At 71.0% G+C, this 22,176-nt stretch carries 21 protein-coding genes, 1 other RNA gene and 1 pseudogene; 12 read left to right on the top strand and 11 right to left on the bottom strand.

Features of this window, described 5'->3' with window-relative positions; all coding sequences use genetic code 11:
- The first annotated feature begins 66 nt into the window (after positions 1–66).
- Both SH922_RS11145 and rnpB read left to right on the top strand, forming a co-directional pair.
- A complete protein-coding gene (locus SH922_RS11145) occupies positions 67–636 on the top strand; it encodes a Uma2 family endonuclease (RefSeq protein ID WP_393063524.1) in 570 nt (189 codons plus the stop codon).
- 61 nt (positions 637–697) lie between these two features.
- Positions 698–1,099: RNase P RNA component class A (gene rnpB / locus SH922_RS11140), an RNA gene on the top strand.
- Between the two features lie 199 nt (positions 1,100–1,298).
- Here the strand turns inward: rnpB and SH922_RS11135 are convergent.
- Together SH922_RS11135 and SH922_RS11130 are read right to left on the bottom strand one after the other, a co-directional pair.
- A complete protein-coding gene (locus SH922_RS11135) occupies positions 1,299–1,907 on the bottom strand; it encodes a DUF6328 family protein (RefSeq protein WP_393057455.1) in 609 nt (202 codons plus the stop codon).
- Between the two features lie 238 nt (positions 1,908–2,145).
- A complete protein-coding gene (locus SH922_RS11130) occupies positions 2,146–2,631 on the bottom strand; it encodes a lamin tail domain-containing protein (protein WP_393063523.1) in 486 nt (161 codons plus the stop codon).
- 875 nt (positions 2,632–3,506) lie between these two features.
- Here SH922_RS11130 and SH922_RS11125 point away from each other — a divergent pair.
- A complete protein-coding gene (locus SH922_RS11125; RefSeq protein ID WP_393057453.1) occupies positions 3,507–4,340 on the top strand; it encodes a class I SAM-dependent methyltransferase in 834 nt (277 codons plus the stop codon).
- An 81-nt stretch (positions 4,341–4,421) separates the two neighbouring features.
- On the opposite strand, the gene SH922_RS11120 is transcribed toward SH922_RS11125, so the two are convergent.
- Positions 4,422–5,489 carry a glycoside hydrolase family 43 protein gene (locus SH922_RS11120; protein ID WP_393057451.1) on the bottom strand — a complete coding sequence of 356 codons (1,068 nt, stop codon included), beginning with the start codon at positions 5,487–5,489 and terminating at the stop codon, positions 4,422–4,424.
- Between the two features lie 319 nt (positions 5,490–5,808).
- On the opposite strand from SH922_RS11120, the gene SH922_RS11115 reads away from it, so the two are divergent.
- The 3 genes from SH922_RS11115 (at position 5,809) to SH922_RS11105 (ending at position 8,321) form a co-directional block, all read left to right on the top strand.
- Positions 5,809–6,813, top strand: coding sequence for a YdcF family protein (locus tag SH922_RS11115; RefSeq protein ID WP_393057449.1), 1,005 nt, complete (start codon positions 5,809–5,811; stop codon positions 6,811–6,813).
- Between the two features lie 226 nt (positions 6,814–7,039).
- A complete protein-coding gene (locus tag SH922_RS11110; protein ID WP_393057447.1) occupies positions 7,040–7,624 on the top strand; it encodes a DoxX family protein in 585 nt (194 codons plus the stop codon).
- A gap of 184 nt (positions 7,625–7,808) precedes the next feature.
- On the top strand, positions 7,809–8,321 hold the full coding sequence (locus SH922_RS11105; protein ID WP_393057445.1) for a hypothetical protein: 513 nt from the start codon (positions 7,809–7,811) through the stop codon (positions 8,319–8,321).
- A gap of 266 nt (positions 8,322–8,587) precedes the next feature.
- Here SH922_RS11105 and SH922_RS11100 read toward each other — a convergent pair.
- Positions 8,588–8,728 (bottom strand): annotated as a pseudogene (locus SH922_RS11100) (RICIN domain-containing protein); the annotation flags it as partial.
- A 73-nt stretch (positions 8,729–8,801) separates the two neighbouring features.
- On the opposite strand from SH922_RS11100, the gene SH922_RS11095 reads away from it, so the two are divergent.
- Positions 8,802–9,428, top strand: a complete 627-nt coding sequence (locus SH922_RS11095) for a chloramphenicol phosphotransferase CPT family protein (protein WP_393057443.1) — start codon at positions 8,802–8,804, stop codon at positions 9,426–9,428.
- Between the two features lie 91 nt (positions 9,429–9,519).
- On the opposite strand, the gene SH922_RS11090 is transcribed toward SH922_RS11095, so the two are convergent.
- Both SH922_RS11090 and SH922_RS11085 read right to left on the bottom strand, forming a co-directional pair.
- Positions 9,520–9,897 carry a VOC family protein gene (locus SH922_RS11090; protein WP_393057441.1) on the bottom strand — a complete coding sequence of 126 codons (378 nt, stop codon included), beginning with the start codon at positions 9,895–9,897 and terminating at the stop codon, positions 9,520–9,522.
- 155 nt (positions 9,898–10,052) lie between these two features.
- Positions 10,053–10,715, bottom strand: a complete 663-nt coding sequence (locus tag SH922_RS11085; RefSeq protein WP_393057438.1) for a ScbR family autoregulator-binding transcription factor — start codon at positions 10,713–10,715, stop codon at positions 10,053–10,055.
- Positions 10,716–10,841: 126 nt separating this feature from the next.
- On the opposite strand from SH922_RS11085, the gene SH922_RS11080 reads away from it, so the two are divergent.
- Positions 10,842–11,912, top strand: a complete 1,071-nt coding sequence (locus tag SH922_RS11080; RefSeq protein WP_393057436.1) for a ScbA/BarX family gamma-butyrolactone biosynthesis protein — start codon at positions 10,842–10,844, stop codon at positions 11,910–11,912.
- Complete coding sequence (locus tag SH922_RS11075; RefSeq protein WP_393057434.1) at positions 11,909–12,841, top strand: NAD-dependent epimerase/dehydratase family protein; 933 nt, start codon at positions 11,909–11,911, stop codon at positions 12,839–12,841. The genes SH922_RS11080 and SH922_RS11075 overlap by 4 nt, the downstream gene beginning before the upstream one ends.
- A gap of 42 nt (positions 12,842–12,883) precedes the next feature.
- Here the strand turns inward: SH922_RS11075 and SH922_RS11070 are convergent, their stop codons facing one another.
- From SH922_RS11070 to SH922_RS11060, 3 genes are all read right to left on the bottom strand, one after another.
- Positions 12,884–13,762: a PhzF family phenazine biosynthesis protein gene (locus SH922_RS11070; RefSeq protein ID WP_393057432.1), complete on the bottom strand. Its 879-nt coding sequence runs from the start codon at positions 13,760–13,762 to the stop codon at positions 12,884–12,886.
- Positions 13,763–13,861: 99 nt separating this feature from the next.
- On the bottom strand, positions 13,862–14,329 hold the full coding sequence (locus SH922_RS11065) for a lamin tail domain-containing protein (protein WP_393057430.1): 468 nt from the start codon (positions 14,327–14,329) through the stop codon (positions 13,862–13,864).
- A gap of 159 nt (positions 14,330–14,488) precedes the next feature.
- Positions 14,489–15,262: an SDR family oxidoreductase gene (locus SH922_RS11060; protein ID WP_393057428.1), complete on the bottom strand. Its 774-nt coding sequence runs from the start codon at positions 15,260–15,262 to the stop codon at positions 14,489–14,491.
- Between the two features lie 316 nt (positions 15,263–15,578).
- On the opposite strand from SH922_RS11060, the gene SH922_RS11055 reads away from it, so the two are divergent.
- Positions 15,579–17,207 (top strand): alkaline phosphatase D family protein, encoded by a 1,629-nt coding sequence (locus tag SH922_RS11055; protein WP_393057426.1) that lies wholly within the window; start codon positions 15,579–15,581, stop codon positions 17,205–17,207.
- 15 nt (positions 17,208–17,222) lie between these two features.
- Here the strand turns inward: SH922_RS11055 and SH922_RS11050 are convergent, their stop codons facing one another.
- Positions 17,223–18,227, bottom strand: a complete 1,005-nt coding sequence (locus tag SH922_RS11050; RefSeq protein WP_393057424.1) for a Gfo/Idh/MocA family protein — start codon at positions 18,225–18,227, stop codon at positions 17,223–17,225.
- A gap of 78 nt (positions 18,228–18,305) precedes the next feature.
- Between SH922_RS11050 and SH922_RS11045 the strand changes: the two genes are divergently transcribed.
- Entirely contained in the window at positions 18,306–19,625 is a 1,320-nt protein-coding gene (locus SH922_RS11045; protein WP_393057422.1) for a multidrug effflux MFS transporter, read from the top strand.
- Positions 19,626–19,658: 33 nt separating this feature from the next.
- Here the strand turns inward: SH922_RS11045 and SH922_RS11040 are convergent, their stop codons facing one another.
- Entirely contained in the window at positions 19,659–20,960 is a 1,302-nt protein-coding gene (locus SH922_RS11040; RefSeq protein ID WP_393057420.1) for a hypothetical protein, read from the bottom strand.
- 202 nt (positions 20,961–21,162) lie between these two features.
- Here SH922_RS11040 and SH922_RS11035 point away from each other — a divergent pair, with 202 nt between their 5' ends.
- The gene (locus SH922_RS11035; RefSeq protein WP_393057418.1) at positions 21,163–22,176 is read left to right on the top strand and encodes a small ribosomal subunit Rsm22 family protein; all 1,014 of its coding nucleotides are present in this window, start codon (positions 21,163–21,165) and stop codon (positions 22,174–22,176) included.

Below are 22,176 nucleotides of genomic sequence, written 5' to 3'. Positions count from 1 at the left end.
CGGACGGCGGATTCCCCGATGTCCCACTCTGGCGAGCGACCGAGGAAGGGGCGTGACATGTCTGCCATGCCGCACGAAGCGCTCTCGCAGGCGGAAGTCCTGCTTGAGGGCTTCCTGGCGCTGGACACGCCGGAGGGCTTCCGGGCCGAGCTGATCGAGGGGGAGATCGTAGTGACGCCGCCGCCGGACGGGGATCATGAGGACTACATCGGCCTGATTCTTGAGCAGGTGATCACCCGTTCCGGAACCAAGATGCAGTTCTCCGGCAACAAGGGACTGAAGCTGCGCAGTGGCGGCGGGTGCCCCAAGAACCACGTCATCCCGGACGGCACCTTCGCCCCCACCGAACTGCGCCTGTACCGCGGAGCCGACCCCTGGATGCCGTGCGAGGGGGTGGCCCTGGTCGTCGAGGTCACCTCGTCCAAGCCGACGGCCGACCGCACCGGCAAGCGGCACTGCTACGCGCGGGGCCCCGTCCCCCTCTACCTGCTGGTCGACCGCGAGGAGTCCTCGGTCACGCTGTTCAGTGACCCGCGGGGGGACGACTACCGCCAGCACTGCACGGTCCCGTTCGGCAAGGCGATCCGCCTCCCGGAGCCCTTCGGGATCGAGCTGCAGACCGGGGCGTTCATCTGAGCCGCCCGCTCGCCCTGTCGGGCAGCCCCGGGCGGGCGGGTAGCATGGGCGCCACGGCAGACGAGCCGGGCGGACGGCCGCGTGAGGATCTTCGGACCCTCCCGAGGAACGTCCGGGCTCCACAGGGCAGGGTGATGGCTAACGGCCACCCGGGGTGACCCGCGGGACAGTGCCACAGAAAACAGACCGCCTGGGACTTCGGTCCCCGGTAAGGGTGAAACGGTGGTGTAAGAGACCACCAGCGCCTGAGGCGACTCAGGCGGCTAGGTAAACCCCACCCGGAGCAAGGTCAAGAGGGGCCGTCGCAAGACGGCTCTGCGCGAACGTTCGAGGGCGGCCCGCCCGAGTTCGCGGGTAGACCGCACGAGACCGGCAGCAATGCCGGTCCTAGATGGATGGCCGTCTCCCCGGCCGCCGCGAGGCGACCGGGCGACAGAACCCGGCGTACAGCCCGACTCGTCTGCCGCTACCAGCGGCTTTGCCTTGGAATGGGCCTTTGACCTGCGTCGGACCGAAACCGGCCTGACCATCCGACCTGCCTGATCAGCAGCACGGCATGCCGCGTCCAACCTCAGTAGTCCGCCGGCCCGCCCGTGTCAGCTCGTGTCCTGAGCCTTCCCCGCCCGGCTCGGACCGCAGCCCTGCAGCCGCTTCTCGATCACTCAGTCGACGCGGCGGCCCGAGCGCATCTTGAGAATCAACGGGAGTACGAACCAGGCCGCGGCGAACCACGCCATGACGGTGCCGACAAGTATCTCCGCCAGAAGGTCGGTGAGTACGGTGTGCAGCAGAAGAAGGAGCGTGCAGCCGATGGTCAGTGCGAGCAGGACCATGCCGCACACCATGAACCGGCCGGCAACGGCTACCACTTCGTCCTTCATCCGGGAGCCGGAAAGGAATCGGTGCAGCGCGACGGGCGCTATGAGTGCTCCGATGGCGGCGGCACCGAGGACGACAGTGATGACGTAGACACGGTGGTCGAAGTCGCCCAGCCTTTCGAATCTCTGAGTGAATGCGACGCTGAGCAGGAAGCCGAAGAGGATCTGGATACCGGTCTGTGCGACCCTCGTCTCCTGCAGGATCTCGTTCCAGCGACGGTTGACCCGCTCCCTGGGGTCTTCTTCCGCAATCCCCCTCGGGTTCCCTGCGTTCTCACCGGCCGGCCGGCGCGTCCTCTCCCGGCTCACGCCTTCCGCCCAGGGCGCGGACGCACCGCACTCGACGGGCCTGCCGCTCTCCGTGTCCAGGGGCGCGGAGTCCAATGGCTTCATGATGCCTCCTCCCATTGGAGCTCATGTGCCCTTGTTGGACATGCCTACGCCCGGCATCTGCGGCACCCGGGCCGACAGACGGCTGAGCCCGGACCGTTCCCCAACGGTCCGGGCTCAGCGCTGTTCGCGCGGCGGGGTGGGTGCCGGGCAGGGCGGCTACCCGGCACCCCGAAGGGGAAGGCGGAGGATCCGTCCGCCGTGGGGCGGCGGTCGGACCGTCACCGTCCCCGGTCCTCGGTCAGCGGCGGTAGTGGTGGTGCCCACGGCCCCAGGAATCGGTGTCGACCGTGCGCCCACGGTCGTCGCGCAGGGTCGCGGTGTCGGAGTAGTTGTCCCAGACGTAGTGGTGGCGGTCCTGGTAGAGGTCGGTACGGGTGTCGCGGCCGACGCCGGTGTGGACGCGGACGGTGGCACGGCCGGCGAGCCGGACGTCGTCGAAGCGGTAGCGGTTACCGTCGGCGGCGCGCAGGGTCCAGCCGTCCAGGTTCACCGAGCGGCGGCTCTGGTTGGTGATCTCGACCCACTCGGCGTTGAGCGACCGGTTGGAGCCGTTGTCACGTCCGGGGCTGTTGGCCTGGACATCACTGATGACGACCCGGTCCCGGGAGTGGTGGCGGTCGTTGTCCTGTGCGCCGGCCGGCAGGGCGACGACCGAGACGAGGGCGCCGGCCGTGAGCACGGTCGCGGCGATACGGCTGGTGGCCGAGAAAGCAGACAAGGTGATGTCTCCTCAAGAACAGTGCCTCTGCATGCCGATGGAGGCCGGCAGAGGCAATACGGGTCCCGACCCGTCGGGCCGAGAGCCAGAACACTGCGCCTTCGAATCGGCCGGCGGAAGCCGTGTCCGGCTCCGTTACAAATTGCGGACATTTCCGCAGCTCTCGCCTGTAAACGGCACGCATATGCGGCGGCAATGGCCCTGACAATCACTGACCGCTACATCCACCCGTTCAATAATCAACAGCAAGCCCTTCCATGCCCCGGCGCGCAACACCGGGCGCCACCCGGCGCGTCACCCGCACGCCGGACGCACTTCTCGTAACGGGCATTCCGCGCGATTATTCGCACATATTGGCTCGAATCGCACGCCAGTGGGACCAATTTCGTAGAGACATCGGGCAGTCCGCCGAGGCTGCTCTCTCGTCGCCGGGCAGACGGCCCGGTCTTCGCCGCGGAGTACATGCCGCCCCGCTTTGACGCGCCCTCCCCGGCCATCGACACGGAACGGGGCGGCAGCCAGGTCCCGCGGCCGCCCGCCGGCCCCGAACGGCACCCGGCTGCTCGCGTCGACAGGTGGACACGCTGCGGCCCCGGCGCCGCGTGTGATTCCGGCCCGGCCGCCCCCTCGGTCCCGACCTTCGGCACGCTGCCGCGATGCACCGGGCGCCTCCTGAGGCCGATCGGCCCAGGCGCGGCGCGCCTCGGCCGGGGAGGCGGCCGTCCGGGCAGGATTCGGTGGGGCGGCGTCCTCGGGACGGACCGCTCGGCACCCCGACACTCGTGGAGAGGCCCGGCCATGCACCCCTTCGACGCCCCGCTGTTCCCGTTCCTCGCCGAGCGGGCGCCGGAACGCGCGCCCGGCTTCGCGTGGGTGGCGGCATGACCTCCGCTCCGCGCGGGGGCGCACCGGAAGGCGGCCGCTACGGCGAAGCCGTCTTCCGGCCCGAACAGGCCGGCGAGGGCGAGCGCATCGACTTCGGGGCCCTCGCCTACGACGACCTCACCATGGCGCGCCTGCGGTCGCTCGGGGCCGGCCCGGGGTGGCACTGTCTCGACGTGGGCGCCGGCACGGGCACCGTCTCCCGCCGGCTGCTGGGCGAGGCCGGGGTGGAGAGCGTGCTCGCCCTGGACCGCGATGTCCGGTTCCTCGGCGAGCGGCCGATGCCGGGGCTCGAACTGCTGGAAGCCGACATCTCCACCCCAGGTTTCACCTCCGGCCGCTTCCACCTCGTCCACGCACGCTTCGTCCTGATGCACCTGGCCGAGCACGAACGCCTGATCACCGCACTGGCCGAACTCGTCGCACCGGGAGGCGTGCTGGTCCTGAGTGACGCGGTGGATCTGACGAGCGACCGTACGCCCGGCACGCCGTACACCACGGCGATGCTGGCCATGTGGCAGGGACTGCGGGCCTCGATCGGCACCGATGTCTCCTGGGTGCCCTCGTACCCGAGCCTGCTGCGCGCGGCAGGGCTGATGCCCGTTGCCGCGGAGATGCACGCGCCTCCGCTCGAGCCGGGCAGTCCCATCAGCCGCTTCTGGGCCGACACATGGGAGCGCAGCAGGCCGGCGATGCTCGCGACCGGCCGGGTGGACGACGCGGCCATCGACGCCGCCCTCCGGTACCTGGACTCCGACGCGTGCTCCTCGCTGTCGGCCGGCATGCTCACCGCCTGGGGGTGGAAGCCGGAGCAGGACACGATCGTCCCCTGACCGCCGTGTCGACGGGGAACGAAACCTCTCACACCCTCCGGCCCGCTCCGGTTCCACGGGCCCCTGCCGCACCCTGCCGCTCTACTCGAAGAACTTGAGGCTCCAGCCCGTGTCGGTGGTCGGGCCGGGGACATTGGCGCGGCTGTAGGTGGTGTTGCCCCACCAGGCGAACGTGCCGGTGTACCAGTACCGGTTCTCCCACGCGTACGGCGTCCCCTTCGGCACCGCGTGGAACATCGAGGGGAATCGGGGGCCGGCGGGCGGGCTGGTGCTGATGTCGCCGTTGAGCAGGACGAAGCTGTGGTGGCCGGGGCCGTTGACGTACAGCGTCGGATCCCAGCCGGACATCATCGTCGCCCGGTTGGAACCGAACAGGCAGCCGTTGGACTTGTACCAGTCCCAGACGTATGTCGGGTCACCTCCGGGGCGCAGGCGCAGGTCGGCCAGGCAGTACTGGTCGCTCCAGCTGCCGTTGGCGGAGTACACGATGTGCAACTGCCCGTTCGGGTCCTTGATGGCCTCGGGGCCCTCGTTGATGAACGGGTTGCCTACCACCCGTTCCCAGCTCTCCCGCGGCTGCGAGATGACGTGGCGTGCGCCGGTCGGTGCGGTGGGACTGCTCATACGCGCGATGTAGAGGTTCTGCTCGACGTTGGTGTCACCGGCCCAGCCGGACCAGACGAACCAGCGCTGCCCACCGAAGGTGAACAGGGTCCCGTCGATCGCCCACTTGCCGTCCGGCAGGGCCAGCTGACTCTCCCCGGTGTAGCCGCTGTCCGGGCTCGCCGAGCTGATGACGTACATCCGGTGGGCCGCCCCGCGGCCGGCCGAGAAGTAGATGTAGTAGCGGCCGCCGTCCGTGACGATCTCCGGAGCCCAGACCTCGCCGTGACCGGCCGTGTCCGACCACACCTGTCGGGCGGGCGCCGATGCCAGCGCGGCCGTCGAGGACGCCTGCCGCACGGCGATGCCACCACCGGCCGACTGCACCGATATGTAGGTGCTGCCGACCCGGATCACACTCGGGTCCGCGGCCCTGATGGTCTGTTCCGCCCGGGCCTGCTCTGCGGACGACAGGGACATGACGACAGCGAGCACGCCGGACAACGCAAGGACGGCGGCGCGGGAAAGATGGCGAGTGAGTTTCATGGTCCCGTTCCAAGGTCGGCCTCCACTGCGACGAACGAGTCGGCGGCGGCGTTTACATCGATGGAAGAGCGCCCTCGCAGCATTCCAATTTGCCCTGGACATGTCAATGACTCCCGCGCGGTGGCCGCGTACGTCTTCCACCGGCCCGACGCCGGCTGCCGCTCGCCTTCGCTCATCAGCCTCATGCCTCCACCCCTACCCGCTCCCGCCGAGGTGACGGCCTGCCCTCCCCGACGCGGCTTCGGACCCTCCCGGCCCCTCCGCGTCGATGACCCGGCCTCCTCGGGGGTGCCCGCGGCCCTCCGCCTAGCATGTGCGCATGTTGGCCTACGTCCCGGCGGTCCTGATCTTCGTCGCCTTCTGTGTCGGCACGCTCCGCGAGCGCCGGCGTTTCAGCAACGCCGTCCTTCTGGGGCTGTCGCTCACCTTCGCCGCGGCCGCCCGGCTCGCCGAGCTCGCCCGATCGCAGCCGGCCACGGGGAGGGAGATCGGCATCGTGCTCCTCCTCCTCGTGGCGGTGGGCATCGTCATCCTGTCCTGGTTCCTGATCTCCAATGGCGTGACGATGGTGCGCAAGGAGGGCAGAAGCCCCGCCAACCTCCTGTCCCTGCTGACAGGGCTTGCTCTGGTGGCCCTTCTCGCGCTGATGATCACCGCGCTGATCCTGAAGAACGACACCCTGGTGGTGGTGACGGGCACAGTGCTCGCCCTGGCCGGCTACATCGCCTTCCTGTTCGTCTGCTTCGTCGTCTACGCGTTTCTCTACGGCCGCCTCCACATCCACCGCAAGGCCGACTACGTGGTGGTGCTCGGTGCCGGTCTCATCAACGGCGCCACGGTGTCGCCGCTGCTGGCCGGCCGACTTGAGCGGGCCCGAGCCGTGCACACGAGGCTGACGGCTCACGGCAGGCAGCCCGTACTCCTCGCCTCCGGCGGTCAGGGGCCCGACGAAACCCTGCCGGAGTCACACGCGATGGCCGAGTACCTGATCGAGCGCGGATTCCCGGCCGCCCTGATCGAACGCGAGGACCGCTCGACGACGACCGAGGAGAATCTGCGGTACAGCAAATCGATCATGGAGAAGGCCAATCCCGACTACCGGTGTGTCGTGGTCACGAACAACTACCACGTCTTCCGCGCCGCGGTGACCGCCCGCCGGACGGGGGTCAGAGGCCACGTCGTCGGGTCACCCACGGCCGCGTACTTCTGGCCCAGCGCGATGATCCGCGAGTTCGTCGCCATCTTCCTGACGTCCTGGCGCACCAACCTGGCCGTCTGCCTGCTCCTCGTCCTGGGCGGGGCATGCATTTGGCTGCTCAGCTGATCAGGGCCCGCCAGGGGTTACGGGACAGACCAAGGCGCCCGCGCGTGACGGCGGTTGCGCGGACGAGCGCCTGTCCCGGAGCGGCCTCCCCCGTGACGACCGCTCACGAACCGTCGTCCCCTGTCGAAGCCGCCCGGGAAACGGGTGCGGGAGGAGCGGGTGAAGACTCCACCGGGCAGGGCGGCGGCCGCGTGTGACGGTTGTTTCCAGGGGCACACGGGGATCCATGGCTGTCCTGAGAAGAATCGCCCGCCCTCTGTTGGCAACCCCGTTCGTCATCGAGGGGGTGCGTGCGCTGCGCAGACCGCTCCCCCTCGCAGCGGGCGCCGAGTCATGGGCACGGCGCCTCGGGGCCCCTGTCGACGATCCTCTGCGCGTGGTGAGGCTCAACGCCGCCGTGCAGATCGGTGCGGGCGGACTGCTCGCGCTGGGGCGGCTCCCTCGTACCGCCTCCCTTGTCCTGGCCGCGGGCCTCGTGCCGGCCACCCTCGCCGAGCACGCGTGGTGGAAGGAGGAGGACCCGGAGCTACGGAAGGACCAACTCCTCGAATTCACCCAGCGCATCGGCCTGTTCGGCGCTCTGCTGCTCGGCGCAGCCGACACCCACGGCAAACCGTCGACGGCCTACCGTGCCCGCACCGCGACCACGCGAGGCCGGAAGAAGGCCCACCGTGCGGCGGCGAGGGCGGGCGGACACGTGCACGCGGCGATCGACACAGCCGGCTCCGGCGCCTCGGCAGTCGCGAGCGGGACGGGCCGGGCCATGCACTCCGCCGCCGGTTCCGCACGCGCGAAGCTGCCTCACCGGTAGCACGTGGGGGGCGGCCCCGCCCCACCCGGGAGCCGACGTGTGCACTGACCTCCCGGTCATGCGTCTGATCAGCGCGTTCACGGGCAGGAGATGTCCAGTCGGAGGGGCACGTCACCGAACGTCACCGCCCCGAGGAGACCCGTGCGGGTCCGTGAACCATCACCACGTCGAAAGGCCACCAGCGATGCCTCCCGTGACCGAGCAATGGGAAGACGTACTCAGCAGCCGTTTCGCCCTGGGTGGGAGCCACCCTGCCGTGCGTGCCGTGGCGGCCTTCTCGGCCGAATCGGGGTTCTTCGCCGCTGCAGGCCGCGAGGGCGAGGACGGCCGGCACTTCTTCGGCGGCGCCGCCGGACAGGGAGACCGGCAGCCGGAGGCCGGCACAGCCGACGCTCCGGACCGGGCCGAGATGGCGGCGCTGTGGACGGCCGGCGAGGAGACCGGCCGTCCTCCGACGCTCCGGCTCGCCGGGGTGGTGTGGCACCGTGCGGAACTGGACCGGATCACGGACGCGGTGACAGGGGCCGAACTCGACCTGGCGCTCCTGCGCGAAGGGAACCGCGTCATGTGGGTAGCGAGAACCGGGCAGGGCATCTGCGTTCTCGTCCTCGTCGACGGGGACGACGAGGGCCACGCGGCCGAAGCACGTTCCCTCGCCCTCGACTTCGACTCCTTCCTGGTCGGCCAGGGCTACTGATCCACGGGCCGGGGAGGTCGGCGGGCCGGGCAGTCCGCCGGCCGCGGCGAGCCGGACCCGCGCCCGGTGACAGGGCTGACGACTTCGGTGTGTCCCCGACCACAGTGAGCACCACCATCGCGACCCACGCCTCGCGGTCGCCGCCCCGACCGCCTGAGGGACGGCGGCGGGGCGCTTCGGCGTCGCATCCTGCCGCCGTCACCGGCCCAGCGGAGCGGCCGGTCCCGCCACCGGCGCCCTCCGCGCCGATGACGGTGTCGAGCGGTTCACTCAGGGAGGACCCATTTCTGGTTGGCTCCGGTGCCGCAGGTCCGCAGGTGCAGCCTGGTGCGGTCGGCCGAGGAATCGCCCTCCGCGTCGAGGCACTTGCCGGACTGCGGATTCCGCAAGGTTCCGTCGGCCCCGGCGTCCAACGCCTGCGATGATCGGGGCGGCTGTACTTGGATCAAGGATTTCGCCGCGTGCGGAAGGGATGACCCCATGGCAACTGAGACGCCTTCGGGCGTGACGGCTCCGACTCACTCGGGCATCCCCGAAACCGCAGGGGGCGGCACGGTCATTCTGCTCAACGGGACGTCCAGTTCCGGCAAGAGCAGCATCGCCCGGGAGCTCCTCGCCATCCTCGACGGCTCGTGGTTCCACATACCGGTGGATGCCTTCCACGCCATGCGTGGCGGGCTCGGGACCCCCGACGAAGACCTTCAGGCCGAAATCGACCGCACGGTGAAGGGCTTCCACCGCGCCGTCGCCGGTATGGCCGCGGGCGGCAACAACCTGGTCGTCGATCACCCGCTGAGCCGGCAGTGGCGGCTGCTGGACCTTCTGGATCTGCTCGTTCCCGAGGACACGGTCTTCATCGGGGTCCGCTGCCCGCTGCCCGAGCTGAAGCGGCGCGAGGCCGAGCGTGGCGATCGCCAACCGGGACTGGCCGCCGCTCAGTACGACCAGGTGCACGCACACGAACTCCATGACCTCGACGTCGACACCAGCCTCCACAGCCCGGCGGAATGCGCCCTGCGCATCCGCGAATTCCTGCTGGACCGGCCACGCCCGACAGCGTTCGAAACGCTCCGACGGACGCCGCCGACGCCGGTCGTCTCGCCATGACGTCGGCGAACTGAGGGCTTCAGCGGGCCGAGGGGACAACTGAGGCGCCAGTCGAGCATCCAGGTGAGGGGCGCCCCTGCCGCGGCCAGGATCAGCGGTGGCTCAGGACATTGATGACGCGCCCGTTCGGATCGCGTACGAAGAAGCGGCGCACACCCCACTCCTCGTCGGCCGGGCCGTAGACGATCTCCGCGCCGCCCCGCACCACCGCCGCGTACACCGCGTCCACGTCCTCCACCTCCACACTCAGGTCCGGGGTGACGGGGCCGGTTCTGTCGGTGGTCATGATGCTGATCTGGGCCGTGGGGTGGGAGGGGGAGGCGAGCGTCATGATCCATCCGTGGTTCATGACCTCTTCGAAGCCCAGTTGCCCGTAGAAGACGGCGTTGGCCCGCATGGCTTCGGGGGCGTCCCCGGTCTCGCCACCCGTGTCGATCGGGATGTTGGGGACGACGCGGCGGACTGACATCGGTGACTCCTGTCGGTGGCCGACGGTGAGCAACCGAGCTTACGGAGCGGAGGGCCGGAAGACCGGGTGTGCGGCCAGGTGCCGCGCACGGTTCTCGCGGGTGGTTTGCGGACCGTGCGGTCTGGTTCCGGTGGGCAAGAGGCCACCGCGGGCCGTCAGCTGGGGGCGCCGGCCTGGCTGGGTACGTTTTCGACGCTGCGGAGCAGACGCTCACCGCGATCTTCGGCCATGTCCAGCGTGGCCAGGACGGCCGGCGTCGAGATGCTCGGCAGGACGTAATGCAGCAGGACCGAGATTCGCCGGCCCAGGTCCTCGCGGTTGGACAGGACCTGGGACATCACCTGGATGCCCGAGAAGGATCCCGCCAGCATCTCGGCCGCCTCGCTCGGATCGACGTGAGGCAGCAGTTCCCCCTGCCCCTTGGCGGCCACCAGAAGGTGTTCCAGCCGGTCTATCCAGGCGCGAAAAGGTGTGCCGCGGTCAAGGCCCTCCACAGCCTGGTCCATGGCCAGGCCGACACTGGCACGGACCAGCGGCTCATGGCGCAGACGGTGGGCGAGGAGCATGCCCTGGTCCACCAGTTCCTGGAGCTTCGTCAGCTGGGGCGGCAGCGGATCGCTGTGCAGCTGTATGTCCATCACCCCGAGGGCGAGGTCCTCCTTCGAGGCGAAGTGGAAGTACAGCGCGCCCTTGGTCGCCCCCGCACGTGCCAGGATCTCGCTGATGGTGGCGCTGCTGTAGCCGCGCTCGTCGAACACGTCGGCGGCCGCCACCAGGATCGACCGGCGGGTCTGGATCGCGCGCGCCTGCTGTGCCATCAGCTTCTCTCTACTGGTGGCGTGGGTCGCGCCACAGGGGGTTGGCTGGAAAGGAAAACCGGGCTGTCAGTATCTTACTGCGGGGCGGCTCGGCCCTTTGACTCGGATCCTCACTGGGGGAACTTCATGGTTCAGCTCACCTCACGCAGCGCTTCGATGTCGGTGGAGAGCGTCGAGCACGTCGGGCACTTTGCGGGTGCCGGCCGTGCCGATGCCCCCTCCGGCGTTCCGGCGGAGGCGTCCTCCGCAGGTGGGGAGGAGCCCGGCCCCGGAGGAAGGTCGCCCGACCGGCTGAGACAGCTGGTCCATCGGACCGATCCGCAGGACGTCTTCCCCACCGGGCTCACCCGGCTCACCGACACCCAGTTCTCGGTGTCGGCCAACTGGCCGCGGTCCCACCGGTTCTTCGCCCCCGTCGGCGGCCGCCACCAGGACCCCCTGCTCATAGCCGAGACCATGCGGCAGACGACGATGCTGGTCTCCCATGACCAATTCGGTGTGCCGGTCGGCGACGCCTTCGTGATGTGGGAGCTGAGGTACACCGCCGCGTCCGAACGGCTCGAACTGGGCGACGACCCCTGGGACATCACGGTGGACGTGTCCTGCTCCCGGATCCGCCGCCGGGGCCGGAGCCTCGGCTCCATGCATCTCGAACTTCTCCTGCACCGCCGCGGCACCGTGCTCGCCTCCGGCGGCGGCCGGATCAGCTGCTCCTCGGCAGGCGCGTACCAGCGGCTGCGCGGCCACCGCGGCGCCGTGCTCGACAACCCGATACCCCTCCTGCCCGCCGTCGCGCCGCGCACGGTCGGCAGGACCTCCGAAGAGGACGTCGTCCTCTCGCCCGGCACGGAGCCGGACACCTGGCTGCTGCGCATGGACACCCGGCACCCGACGCTCTTCGGCCGCCCCAACGACCATGTGCCGGGCATTGCGCTGCTGGAGGCGGCCCGACAGGCCGCGCACGCCGCCACCGGTTCGGCGTTCCTGCCGACGGCTCTTCAGGCCGACTTCCTCCAGTACGTGGAGCTGGACCGGCCCTGCCGGATCGAGGCCACGTCACTCCCGGCCGACGGCGTCTCGCCCGCCGGGGTGTTCGTACGGGCCGTCCAGGACGGCAAACCGGCCTTCACCTGCACCCTCCGCTCACCGGACTCCTACCCGGCCGGGTCCGGCGACGTCCGGAGCGAACTCGCGTGACCCCCCGCATCCTCATCACCGGTGCGACCGGCTTCATCGGCAGCCGGGTGACCGCCGCCGCCCGCGCGACGCCCGGGGTCCGGCTACGCCTGATGACCCACCGGACCTCGCTCGACACCGCAGGCGCAGGGCCCGGCTTCGAGACGGTGTACGGGGATCTCGCCGACCCCGGATCGCTGCGCGGCAGCTGCGAGGGTGTCGACGCCGTGATCCACTGCGCCTCCCTGATCGGCTCCGACCAGCAGACCGCCCGGACCGTCAACGACCACGGAACCCGTGCGCTGGTCGACGAGGCCGTACGCAGCGGAGTCGGCCGGATCGTCCAGCTGAGCACCGCGTCCGTCTACGGCCGGGGCCCCTTCTCCGCACTGCTTCCCGGAGCGGCCGAGCCCGCGCCCGCCTCCGTCACCAGCCTGACCCGGGTCGCCGCCGAACAGCACGTCCTGGCCGCCGGGGGAGCCGTCCTGCGCCCGCACATCGTGCACGGGGCGGGGGACCGGTGGGCGATTCCCGGACTGGTCGCCCTGCTGCGCTACCTGGAGGCGGCGCCGGCCGGCTGCGACGCCCGCCATTCGCTGATCGACGTGGAGACCCTGGGCCGTGCACTTCTGGGGGCGGCGCTCGCCCCGAAGCCGCCGTCCGGCGTCTACCACGTCAATCACCCCGAGCCGGTGACCTGCTCGGACCTGCTGTCCACGGTGCTCGGCGCTCTCGGACTGCCCTGGGCGGGCACGGAGATCGGACTGGACGAGGCCCGCGCCCGCCTGGCCGGCGTCCCGTACGCCACACACCACTTCGAGATGCTCACCGTGGACCACTGGTTCGCCGACGAACGGGTCAGGCAGGACTTCGGGTGCGCCCCGGGGCCCGACTTCCGGACGTCCTTCGCGGGGCACGCCCCCTGGTACCGGGAGTTCCTCCGCCGCTGAGGCCGCTGAACGCCTGCTGACCCCGTCGAGGCCGCCGCGCCGTTACGCGCCGGCCGGGATGCGGGTGCCCGTCCCGCTCACCCGCACCCGCGCGTCGCCCGCCCGCAGCGTGACGGTCAGCGTGCCGGGGCGGCCCATGTCCTCACCCTGGTGCAGGGTGAGCACGGCGGTCTCCGGGACCAGGGACAGCGTGCGCAGGTACGCACCGAAGGCGGCCGCCGCCGCGCCCGTCGCCGGGTCCTCGACCACACCGCCGACCGGGAACGGGTCGCGGACGTGGAAGACGGTGTCCGACGCGCGCCGCACCAGCTGGAGCGTGGTCAGGTCCAGCCGGTGCATCAGGGCTTCGAGGCGCGCGAAGTCGTAGGAGAGCGCGGCCAGTCGCTCACGGCTCGCGGCGGCCAGCACCAGATGGCGGGCGCCCGCGTAGGCGATCCGGGGCGGCAGGGCCGGGTCGAGATCGGCGGCCGGCCAGTCCAGCGCGGCCAGCGCCTCGGCGACGTCTTCCGGAGCGACGTCCGTGACGTGCGGCTCCACGCTGGTGAGGGTCGCCCGTAGTTCGGCTCCCTCGCGGACGACGGTGACCGGCACCGGGCCCGCCGCGGTGGCGAACTCCAGGTCCCCGGGGCCGTCCCGCTCGGCCAGGGCCAGGGCCGTGGCCACGGTGGCGTGGCCGCAGAACGGGACCTCGGCCTTCGGGCTGAAGTAGCGGATCGCGTAACCGCGCGCACCGGGCTCCGACGCCTCGGTCCGGCCGGTCAGGAACGCCGACTCGCTGTAGCCGAGCTCCGCCGCGACGGCGAGCATGCCCGCCTCGTCCAGACCGGACGCGTCCAGCACGACGCCGGCCGGATTTCCGCCCGCGGGGTCGGCGGAGAAGGCTGTGTAGCGCAGGACCGCGGTCTCGCCAGAATCAGTCATGTGCGGCACAACCGCGCCGTGGTCCGGGGCATTCCCCGATGCCCCGTCCGCCCCCTCACCGGGCGGGACTTCGGGAGTCCCCGGACCGCGGCGGCCGGCTCAGTGGCAGTTCTTGGTGCCCTTGCTCGACTTCGTCCAGGAGCAGGAGTCCAGGAGCTTGCCGTTCGGCTTGATCAGCCGCGCCTTGTCGCCGGTGTTGTTCCAGACGTACGAGCCGCGGTTCCAGTACACGTGACCGGAGCTGTTCTTTGCCCTGCCGGTGTGGACCCTGACGGTCATGCCCGCGCCGATGCTGTAGGCGGGGAAGGTGTAGGTGTACCCCGTGTTGTCCTTGAGCTTGTAGCCCTTGAGCTGCACCTTCGCCTTGGTGTTGTTGTGGATCTCGACCCACTCGGCCTTGAGCGACGTGTTGGACCGGGTGTCCTTGCCGGGGCTGTCGTACTGGATCTTGCCGAGGTGCACCCCGCCCTGGTGTTTCGCGGCCGAGGCCGGGGTGGCCAGGAGCAGCGAGCCCGCGAGGGCGGTGGTGGCGGCCAGGGCGAGGGGCACCGCGGTACGTATGTGCATGTTGTGTTCCTTGTGTGGAGTTCCGGTGAAGAACTGCGAGCATAAGGGCAGCACGCGCTTGCCGGGCCGGGCGGGGTGCGAATCGGGCGGGCATCGGTCGTTCAGATGTGAGGGCCGGTCAGTTGTGGTCGCTCGGGGGTCGGTTCCGGCCCTGATCGGTCAGCCCCGGCCCACGTACGGCATCGCCGTCGCCATCACCGTCGCGAACGGGATGTTGGCCTCCAGTGGCAGCTCCGCCATGTGGACCACCGTCCGGGCCACGTCCGCGGCCGCCATCACCGGCTCCACGGCCAGTTCACCGTTGGCCTGGAGGATCCCGGTCTGCATCCGCGCCGTCATCTCCGTCGAGGCGTTGCCGATGTCGATCTGCCCGCAGGCGATCCGGTACGGACGGCCGTCCAGCGACAGCGACTTGGTGAGGCCGGTCATGGCGTGCTTGGTCGCGGTGTACGCGACCGAGTGCGGGCGCGGCGCGTGTGCGGAGACCGAGCCGTTGTTGATGATCCGTCCGCCCTGCGGGTCCTGCTCCTTCATCTGGCGGTAGGCCGCCTGCGCGCACAGGAACGCCCCCGTCAGGTTCACGTCGACCACCGTGCGCCAGTCGTCGTACGAGAGGTCCTCGACCGGTACGGCCCGCGCCCCGAAGGTGCCCGCGTTGTTGAAGAGCAGATCGAGGCGGCCGAAGCACTCCCGTACGGAGGAGAACAGGGCGTCCACGTCATCCGGGCGCGACACATCGGCGGGGACGGTGATCACCCGGGCGTCCGGCCCGGCCAGTGCGGCGGTCTCGGCGAGCGGCTCGGGGCGGCGGCCCGCGAGCGCCACCGACCAGCCGGCCCCGGTCAGGGCGAGAGCCACCGCGCGGCCGATTCCGGAGCCCGCGCCCGTGACCACAGCCGTCTTCATTGCGGAGTTCAACGGTTTGTTGCTCATGGTGCGGCAGCGTACGCCCGGCCACGGGGCGGTCCGCTCCCGGGCGGGCCGGGCGGGCCGGGCGGGGTCAAGACGTGCGGCCGGACGGGGTGTTCGTGCCCCGGGGGGTGATTCCCGCGCCGGAAACCGGCGATTCCCCGGGCGTAGCACCAGAAGTAAATGATCATGGATCTGCCGCATACGCGGAGTTTGCCCCTGGGGATCCATTCCTGCCGCACTCCTCATCCGGGCGACGCCCGTGCGACGTGAGCACGCCAACCGCCCGATGCGCCGGCCCGATGGACTTCCCCCACATCACCAGTCAGGGGAGGGACAGATGACGCACTCATCGCACCAGCAGGAGATGCGCGACGCGGCCCGGCACACCGGCCGCCGCCGCTTTCTCACCGTCACCGGAGCCGCCGCCGCACTCGCGTTCTCCGTCGGCCTGCCGGCCGCGGGATCCGCGAGCGCCGCCGAGCTCGACACCCGGAAGATCACCGAGGACCCGTTCACCCTCGGCGTGGCCTCCGGGGACCCGCTGCCCGACTCCGTCCTGCTGTGGACGAGGCTCGCGCCCCGCCCGTTCGAGCCCGACAGCGGACTGCCCGCCGCCCGCGTCGAGGTGCGCTGGGAGCTGGCCCGCGACGAGCGCTTCCGGCACGTCGTCCGGCGCGGCACCGCCACCGCCCACCCGGAGTTCCACCACAGCGTCCACGTGGACGTCAGAGGCCTCGCCCCGGACCGCGTCCTCTACTACCGCTTCCGCGCCGGGCAGTGGACCAGCCCGGTCGGCCGGACCCGCACCGCGCCCGCCCCCGGCGCCCACAAGCGCGAACTGAGCCTGGCCGCCGTCTCCTGCCAGGCCTACCACGACGGCTACTTCACCGCGTACAAGCACCTCGCCGAGGAGGACGTCGACGTCGTCTTCCACCTCGGCGACTACCTCTACGAGTACGCCGTCACCGCGACCGGCGGGGCCCGCAACTACACCGACCGCACCCTGCCCGCCCTGTTCAACCGGGAGACGACCACGCTGGAGGACTACCGGCTGCGGTACGCCCTCTACAAGTCCGACCCCGATCTGCGCGCCGCCCACGCCGCGCACCCCTTCGTCGTCACCTGGGACGACCACGAGACCGAGAACAACTACGCGGGCGAGACCCCCGAGAACGGCGTGCCGCCCGAGGAGTTCCTGATCCGCCGGGCCGCCGCCTACCGCGCGTACTGGGAGAACCAGCCGCTGCGCGCCCCGCAGCGGCCCGAGGGCCCGGACATGAAGCTCTACCGGCGCCTGCAGTTCGGCCGGCTCGCCCAGTTCGACATCCTCGACACCCGCCAGTACCGCAGCGACCAGGCGTACGGCGACGGCTGGCAGACCCCCGGACCCGAGTCCGAGGACCCCTCGCGCACCCTGACCGGCGCCGCCCAGGAGCGCTGGCTGATCGACGGCTGGCGCCACTCGAAGGCCACCTGGAACGTCGTCCCGCAGCAGGTCACCTTCGCCCAGCGGCGCGATGTACCGACCGACGCCTACAAGCTCTCCATGGACTCGTGGGACGGCTACCCGGCATCCAGGGACCGCATCCTGCGGGGCGCCGAGGCCACCGGTGTGGACAACCTCATGGTGCTGACCGGCGACGTGCACGTCGGCTACGCCTTCGACCTGAAGCGGGACTTCGACGACCCCGCCTCCCGCACCGTCGGCACCGAGATCGTCGCCACCTCCATCGCCAGCGGCAAGAACGGCTCGGAGAAGCCGGCCAACTGGACGAACCAGACGACCGCCAACCCGCACATGAAGTTCTACAACGGGCGCCGCGGCTACGTTCTCGTCACGCTCGAGGAGCGCCAGGCACGCGCCGACTACCGCACGGTGTCCGCCGTCACCACGCCCGGCGCCCCCGTGACGACGGCCGCCTCGTTCGTCACGGAGGTGGGCGATCAGGGCCTGACCCCGGCCTGACCCGGGCGGGACGCCCTACGACACCACGCCGTCCACGGGGTAGCGGACGCCGATGCGCTCACGTACCGCGTCGAGCGTCCGCATCACCGCGAGTGAACCGTCCAGCGGCACCAGCGGGGACTCCGTCTCGCCCGCCCGGACCGCCCGCATCACCTCGGCCGCCTCGAACTGCATCCCCGTCAGGCCCTGCGGCCCCGGACCGGAGGTGATCTCCTCCGGCTCCTTGCCCGCCCGGTGCAGCACGAAGCGCTGCGGATAGAAGAAGCTCTCCGGGAAGTCGATCCGGCCGGCCGTCCCGATGACCGTGGCGGCCGTCGGGTGATGCCCGACGATCGAGCAGGAGAGCAGGGCGTTGGCGCCCGACTCCCAGCCCAGCAGCATGCCGGTGCTCAGGTCGACGCCCTCCGGCGACAGCAGCGCATCGGCCTGCACCCGGGCCGGCTCGCCCAGCAGCAGCTGCGCGAACGACACCGGATAGACCCCCAGGTCCAGCAGCGCCCCGCCGCCCAGCGCGGGATCGCGCAGCCGGTGCCCGGCGCCGATGTCGCCGGCGAAGCCGAAGTCGGCCTGCACGGTGCGGATCTCGCCGATCGCTCCGTCCCGCACCAGCTCCGTCATCCGCCGGATGACCGGGTTGCAGTACGTCCACATCGCTTCCATCAGGAAGAGGCCGCGGTCCCGGGCGAGCTTCACCAGCTCCTGGGCCTCGCGCTCGTTGATCGTGAACGCCTTCTCGCACAGCACGTGCTTCCCGGCCTCCAGGGCGAGGGCCGTCGCCTCCCGGTGCGCGGAGTGCGGCGTGGCCACGTACACCACGTCGACCTCCTCGTCGGCGACGAGCGCGGCCCAGCTCCCGTACGCCCGCGGTATCCCGAACCGCTCCGCGAACGCCTTCGCCGAGGCGTCCGTGCGGGAGGCCACGGCCACCACCTCCGCATCGGGCATCGCCTGCAGGTCTGCGGTGAAAGTCGCCGCGATTCCGCCTGTCGCCAGCACGCCCCAACGGACAGTCCTGCTCATGCACGCTCCCACAAAGGTGTCGACCATTCCGGCTGAGCTGAGAGCATAGAGGCGGATTCAACAACTATGGAGATGAGAATGCCGGAGAGCGGCGTCAGCCGAGCCCAGCAGATACCCACGCCCGACACCGGGGCAGAGGCCGGAGTTCCCGGCAGGCCCGCCCCCTTCCCTCCCGGCCCCGCCGCCACCGCCCGGCGCACCGGACTCCTCGTCACCCTGGTCCTCGGCGGACTGACCGCGCTGCCGCCGCTGTCCATGGACATGTACCTCCCGGCGCTGCCCGCCGTCACCGACGCGCTGCACGCACCCGCCGCGACGGTCCAGCTCACCCTGACGGCCTGCCTCACCGGCATGGCGCTCGGCCAGGTCGTCGTCGGCCCGATGAGTGACCGCTGGGGCAGGCGCCGCCCGTTGCTCCTCGGGATGATCGTCTACGTACTCGCCACCGCGATCTGCGTCTTCGCCCCGACCGCCGAACTCCTCATCGGCTTCCGCCTGATCCAGGGCCTCGCGGGCGCGGCCGGCATCGTCATCGCCCGGGCCGTCGTCCGCGACATGTACGACGGCGTGGAGATGGCCAGGTTCTTCTCGACACTGATGCTCATCTCCGGCGTCGCCCCGGTCATCGCCCCCGTCATCGGCGGGCAGGTCCTGCGGCTCACCGACTGGCGGGGCATCTTCGCCGTCCTCACCGTCGTCGGCGTGCTGCTCACGCTCGTCGTCTGGAAGTGGCTGCACGAGACCCTGCCGCCCGCGGAGCGCCACACCGGCGGCATCGCGGACGCCCTGCGCACCATGCGCGGGCTGCTCGCCGACCGCGTCTTCAGCGGCTACATGATCGCGGGCAGTCTCGCCTTCGCCGCACTCTTCGCCTACGTGAGCGCCTCGCCGTTCGTCGTGCAGGAGATCTACGGTGCCTCGCCGCAGACCTTCAGCCTGCTCTTCGGCATCAACTCGGTCGGACTGATCGCCGTGGGCCAGATCAACGGCAAGGTCCTCGTCGGCCGGGTCAGCCTCGACAAGGCACTCGGCTTCGGCCTCGCGGTCATCGTGCTGGCCGCGACGGCGCTGCTGCTCATGACGTCCGGGGTCTTCGGGGATGTCGGACTCGTACCGGTGGCGACCGGCCTGTTCGTGCTGATGTCGGCGATGGGCCTGGCGATGCCGAACACCAACGCCCAGGCGCTGATGCGCACCAAGCACGCCGCCGGTTCCGCCTCCGCGCTGCTCGGTACGTCCTCGTTCCTGATCGGCGCCGTCGCCTCGCCGCTCGTCGGGATCGCCGGGGAGGCGACGGCCGTGCCGATGGCCGTCGTGCAGCTGGTGTGCGCGCTGGGCGCGATGGCGTGCTTCCTGGGAATGTGCCGGCCCTGGCAGCAGGTGGCCGCGCGGCCCTGAGGCCGCCGAGGGGCGTCGGGCTGCCCGCGGGCGTCAGTCCGCCTGCGGGTAGCCGATCAGGTGCAGCCGGTCCTTGTCATCGGTCCAGCGGAACAGCCCGACCCCCTCCGGGGCCTCCGCGCCCGGCACCCGCACATTGGGCGACAGCATGTCCGTCGTCCCCGCCGACAGGTCGGCCTCGACCGGGAAGCCGCCCCCGGCGAGCACATCCGTAGCGTTGCGCACGTTCGTCGCCCCGTACGCCGTTCCGCCGTCGGTCACGGACGCCAGGACCAGCGTCTTGGACCCCTCGGTGTCCTCGAAGCAGAAGCCCTTGCCGGACGCCAGATCGAACGCGAGGTTCCCGGCCACCAGGTAGTCGCCCGACGACGAGACGACAGCCTGCGGGTACTGCCCCGGCGCGATCGCCGGTTTGTGGCACTGCACGGAGACCAGTGCCTTGCCCGTCTCCGTGTCGTGCACCGTCCACAGCTCGTGGGTCGCGGCGAGCTTCGCGCCCTTCGCGAGCTGCCACTTCGCCAGCACCACGCCGGGGGCCACGGACGTCGGGACGCCGCTCTTCTTGTCGGCGCCCTTGGGCGCCACCTTCCGGCTGAACCAGCCGCCCTGTACCCAGAACTCCCGGGCCCCGCTCACCAGCAGGCCCTTCGACGTCAGCCCGCGCACCTCGGTGAGGTGCTTGCAGGACGCGCAGCCCTTCGGGTACTTCAGCTCCTTGGCGGGGACCTTGGTGACCCTGCCGGTCGCCGGGTCCACCACCACGCTCGAGGTCCCGCCGTCGCCGATCACGATGCCGGGGCCGGTGGCGATGACGGTCGGCACCGACCTCCACGGCACCTCGACCCGCTGCCGGCTGCCGTTCTCCACGGTGTACACGTCGAGGGAGACGATCCGGTCGGCCGGCGCCGGAGCGTCCTCGCCGACCTTCCCGTACGCCCAGGTCACGAAGTACTCCTGGTCGTCCGTGGTGACGGTCAGCAGCTTCGGGAAGTGCATCGCGGCCGGCGGGCGCCAGGCGTCCCCGCTCCAGCCGGCCCGCCCGGTCTCCGGGTCGATGGTCCGCAGCTGGTACTCGCCCTCGGCCGTCCGCACCAGATAGGCGAGCCGCCCGGTCGTCCGGGAGAGCGCGTAGTCGGGGGAGGTGCCGATGAGCTCCCAGCCACGCCGGGTCGTGTACGTGGACGGGACGGTCAGCTGCGTCGCCGGGCCCGCGCTCTTCTTCACCGGCTTCTTCGGCTTGGCGTCGGCCTTCCTGTCGCCGCTGTCACCACCGCCGGCGGACAGCAGGAGCAGCAGAGCCAGCACCACCAGCCCACCGACCAGAGCCAGGCGCACGACCCTCTGCCTCGTGCTCCCACCGCCGACCGGAGTCAGGCGCCCGAACTTCAGTCTCATGGTCCCCCCGATGGGCACGACACGACCTCGCGGCGGTCAGCGTAGCAACTGGCGTGTATGCGTTTACAGTTCGGTTCCGTTTTCATTCCGTCCCGATCCTGTGCGGAGCCCGGGCCCGTTCGCGTCCGCCTACAATTCCTCGGTGAACGTCACCCTCCCCACCGCGGAAGCCCTGCGCGCGGCCCTGGCCGGACTCCTCGACGGGCTGCCGCCCAAGCAGGCCACCCAGGCCGTCGACCGGCTCATCGCCAACTACCGGGGGACCACTCCCACCGACACCCCGCTGCTCCGCGACCGCTCGGACGTCGCCGCGTACGCCGCCTACCGCATGCCCGCGACCTTCGAGGCGGTACGGTCCGCCCTCGACGCCCTGCGCGACGCCGCCCCGGACTGGGCGCCGGCCACGCACACCGACGTCGGCGGCGGCACCGGAGCGGCGAGCTGGGCGGTCGCCGGGGCCTGGGAGGGGCCACGGACCACCGTTCTGGACTGGGCCGAGCCCGCCCTCGCACTGGGCCGCGAACTGGCCGCGGCCTCGGGCATCCCGGGACTGCGCGCCGCCGAGTGGCAGCGGGCCCGGATCGGCAAGGACCTCGCCCTCGACGCCACCGACCTGGTGACCGTCTCCTACGTGCTCAACGAGCTCACACCGCAGGCCCGCACCGCCCTCGTCGACGCCGCGGCCCGTGCGGCGCAGGCCGTCGTGGTCGTCGAGCCCGGCACCCCCGACGGCTACGCCCGCATCATCGAGGCCCGGGACCGGCTGATCGCCGCCGGACTCACCGTCGCCGCGCCCTGCCCGCACAGCGATGCCTGCCCCATCGGGCCGGGCACGGACTGGTGCCACTTCTCTGCCCGGGTCAGCCGCTCCTCGCTGCACCGGAAGGTGAAGGGCGGCTCGCTGCCGTACGAGGACGAGAAGTTCAGCTACGTCGTGGCCACCCGCTTCACCCCCCGGCCCGTGGACGCGCGGATCACGCGCCGGCCGCAGATCCGCAAGGGCCAGGTGCTGCTGGAACTCTGCACCCGGGACGAGGCGCTGCAACGCGCCACGGTCACCAAGCGGCACGGCGAGCTGTACCGCGCCGCCCGGGACATCGACTGGGGCGATGCCTGGCCGCCCCCGCAGGAGCCGGAGGACCCCTCCGGCCGTTGA

Source organism: Streptomyces sp. LN549, assembly GCF_043203805.1.
Lineage (GTDB): Bacteria > Actinomycetota > Actinomycetes > Streptomycetales > Streptomycetaceae > Streptomyces.
This window is presented reverse-complemented; position numbering and strand designations above follow the sequence as displayed.

Coding starts and splice junctions, on each gene's coding strand:
- SH922_RS11110 (WP_393057447.1), top strand. CDS start 7,040: ATGGCTGTCCTGAGAAGAATCGCCCGCCCTCTGTTGGCAACCCCGTTC.
- SH922_RS11135 (WP_393057455.1), bottom strand. CDS start 1,907: ATGAAGCCATTGGACTCCGCGCCCCTGGACACGGAGAGCGGCAGGCCC.
- SH922_RS11105 (WP_393057445.1), top strand. CDS start 7,809: ATGCCTCCCGTGACCGAGCAATGGGAAGACGTACTCAGCAGCCGTTTC.
- SH922_RS11145 (WP_393063524.1), top strand. CDS start 67: ATGCCGCACGAAGCGCTCTCGCAGGCGGAAGTCCTGCTTGAGGGCTTC.
- SH922_RS11060 (WP_393057428.1), bottom strand. CDS start 15,262: ATGAGCAACAAACCGTTGAACTCCGCAATGAAGACGGCTGTGGTCACG.
- SH922_RS11120 (WP_393057451.1), bottom strand. CDS start 5,489: ATGAAACTCACTCGCCATCTTTCCCGCGCCGCCGTCCTTGCGTTGTCC.
- SH922_RS11080 (WP_393057436.1), top strand. CDS start 10,842: ATGGTTCAGCTCACCTCACGCAGCGCTTCGATGTCGGTGGAGAGCGTC.
- SH922_RS11095 (WP_393057443.1), top strand. CDS start 8,802: ATGGCAACTGAGACGCCTTCGGGCGTGACGGCTCCGACTCACTCGGGC.
- SH922_RS11115 (WP_393057449.1), top strand. CDS start 5,809: ATGTTGGCCTACGTCCCGGCGGTCCTGATCTTCGTCGCCTTCTGTGTC.
- SH922_RS11125 (WP_393057453.1), top strand. CDS start 3,507: ATGACCTCCGCTCCGCGCGGGGGCGCACCGGAAGGCGGCCGCTACGGC.
- SH922_RS11085 (WP_393057438.1), bottom strand. CDS start 10,715: ATGGCACAGCAGGCGCGCGCGATCCAGACCCGCCGGTCGATCCTGGTG.
- SH922_RS11045 (WP_393057422.1), top strand. CDS start 18,306: ATGCCGGAGAGCGGCGTCAGCCGAGCCCAGCAGATACCCACGCCCGAC.
- SH922_RS11065 (WP_393057430.1), bottom strand. CDS start 14,329: ATGCACATACGTACCGCGGTGCCCCTCGCCCTGGCCGCCACCACCGCC.
- SH922_RS11050 (WP_393057424.1), bottom strand. CDS start 18,227: ATGAGCAGGACTGTCCGTTGGGGCGTGCTGGCGACAGGCGGAATCGCG.
- SH922_RS11090 (WP_393057441.1), bottom strand. CDS start 9,897: ATGTCAGTCCGCCGCGTCGTCCCCAACATCCCGATCGACACGGGTGGC.
- SH922_RS11055 (WP_393057426.1), top strand. CDS start 15,579: ATGACGCACTCATCGCACCAGCAGGAGATGCGCGACGCGGCCCGGCAC.
- SH922_RS11070 (WP_393057432.1), bottom strand. CDS start 13,762: ATGACTGATTCTGGCGAGACCGCGGTCCTGCGCTACACAGCCTTCTCC.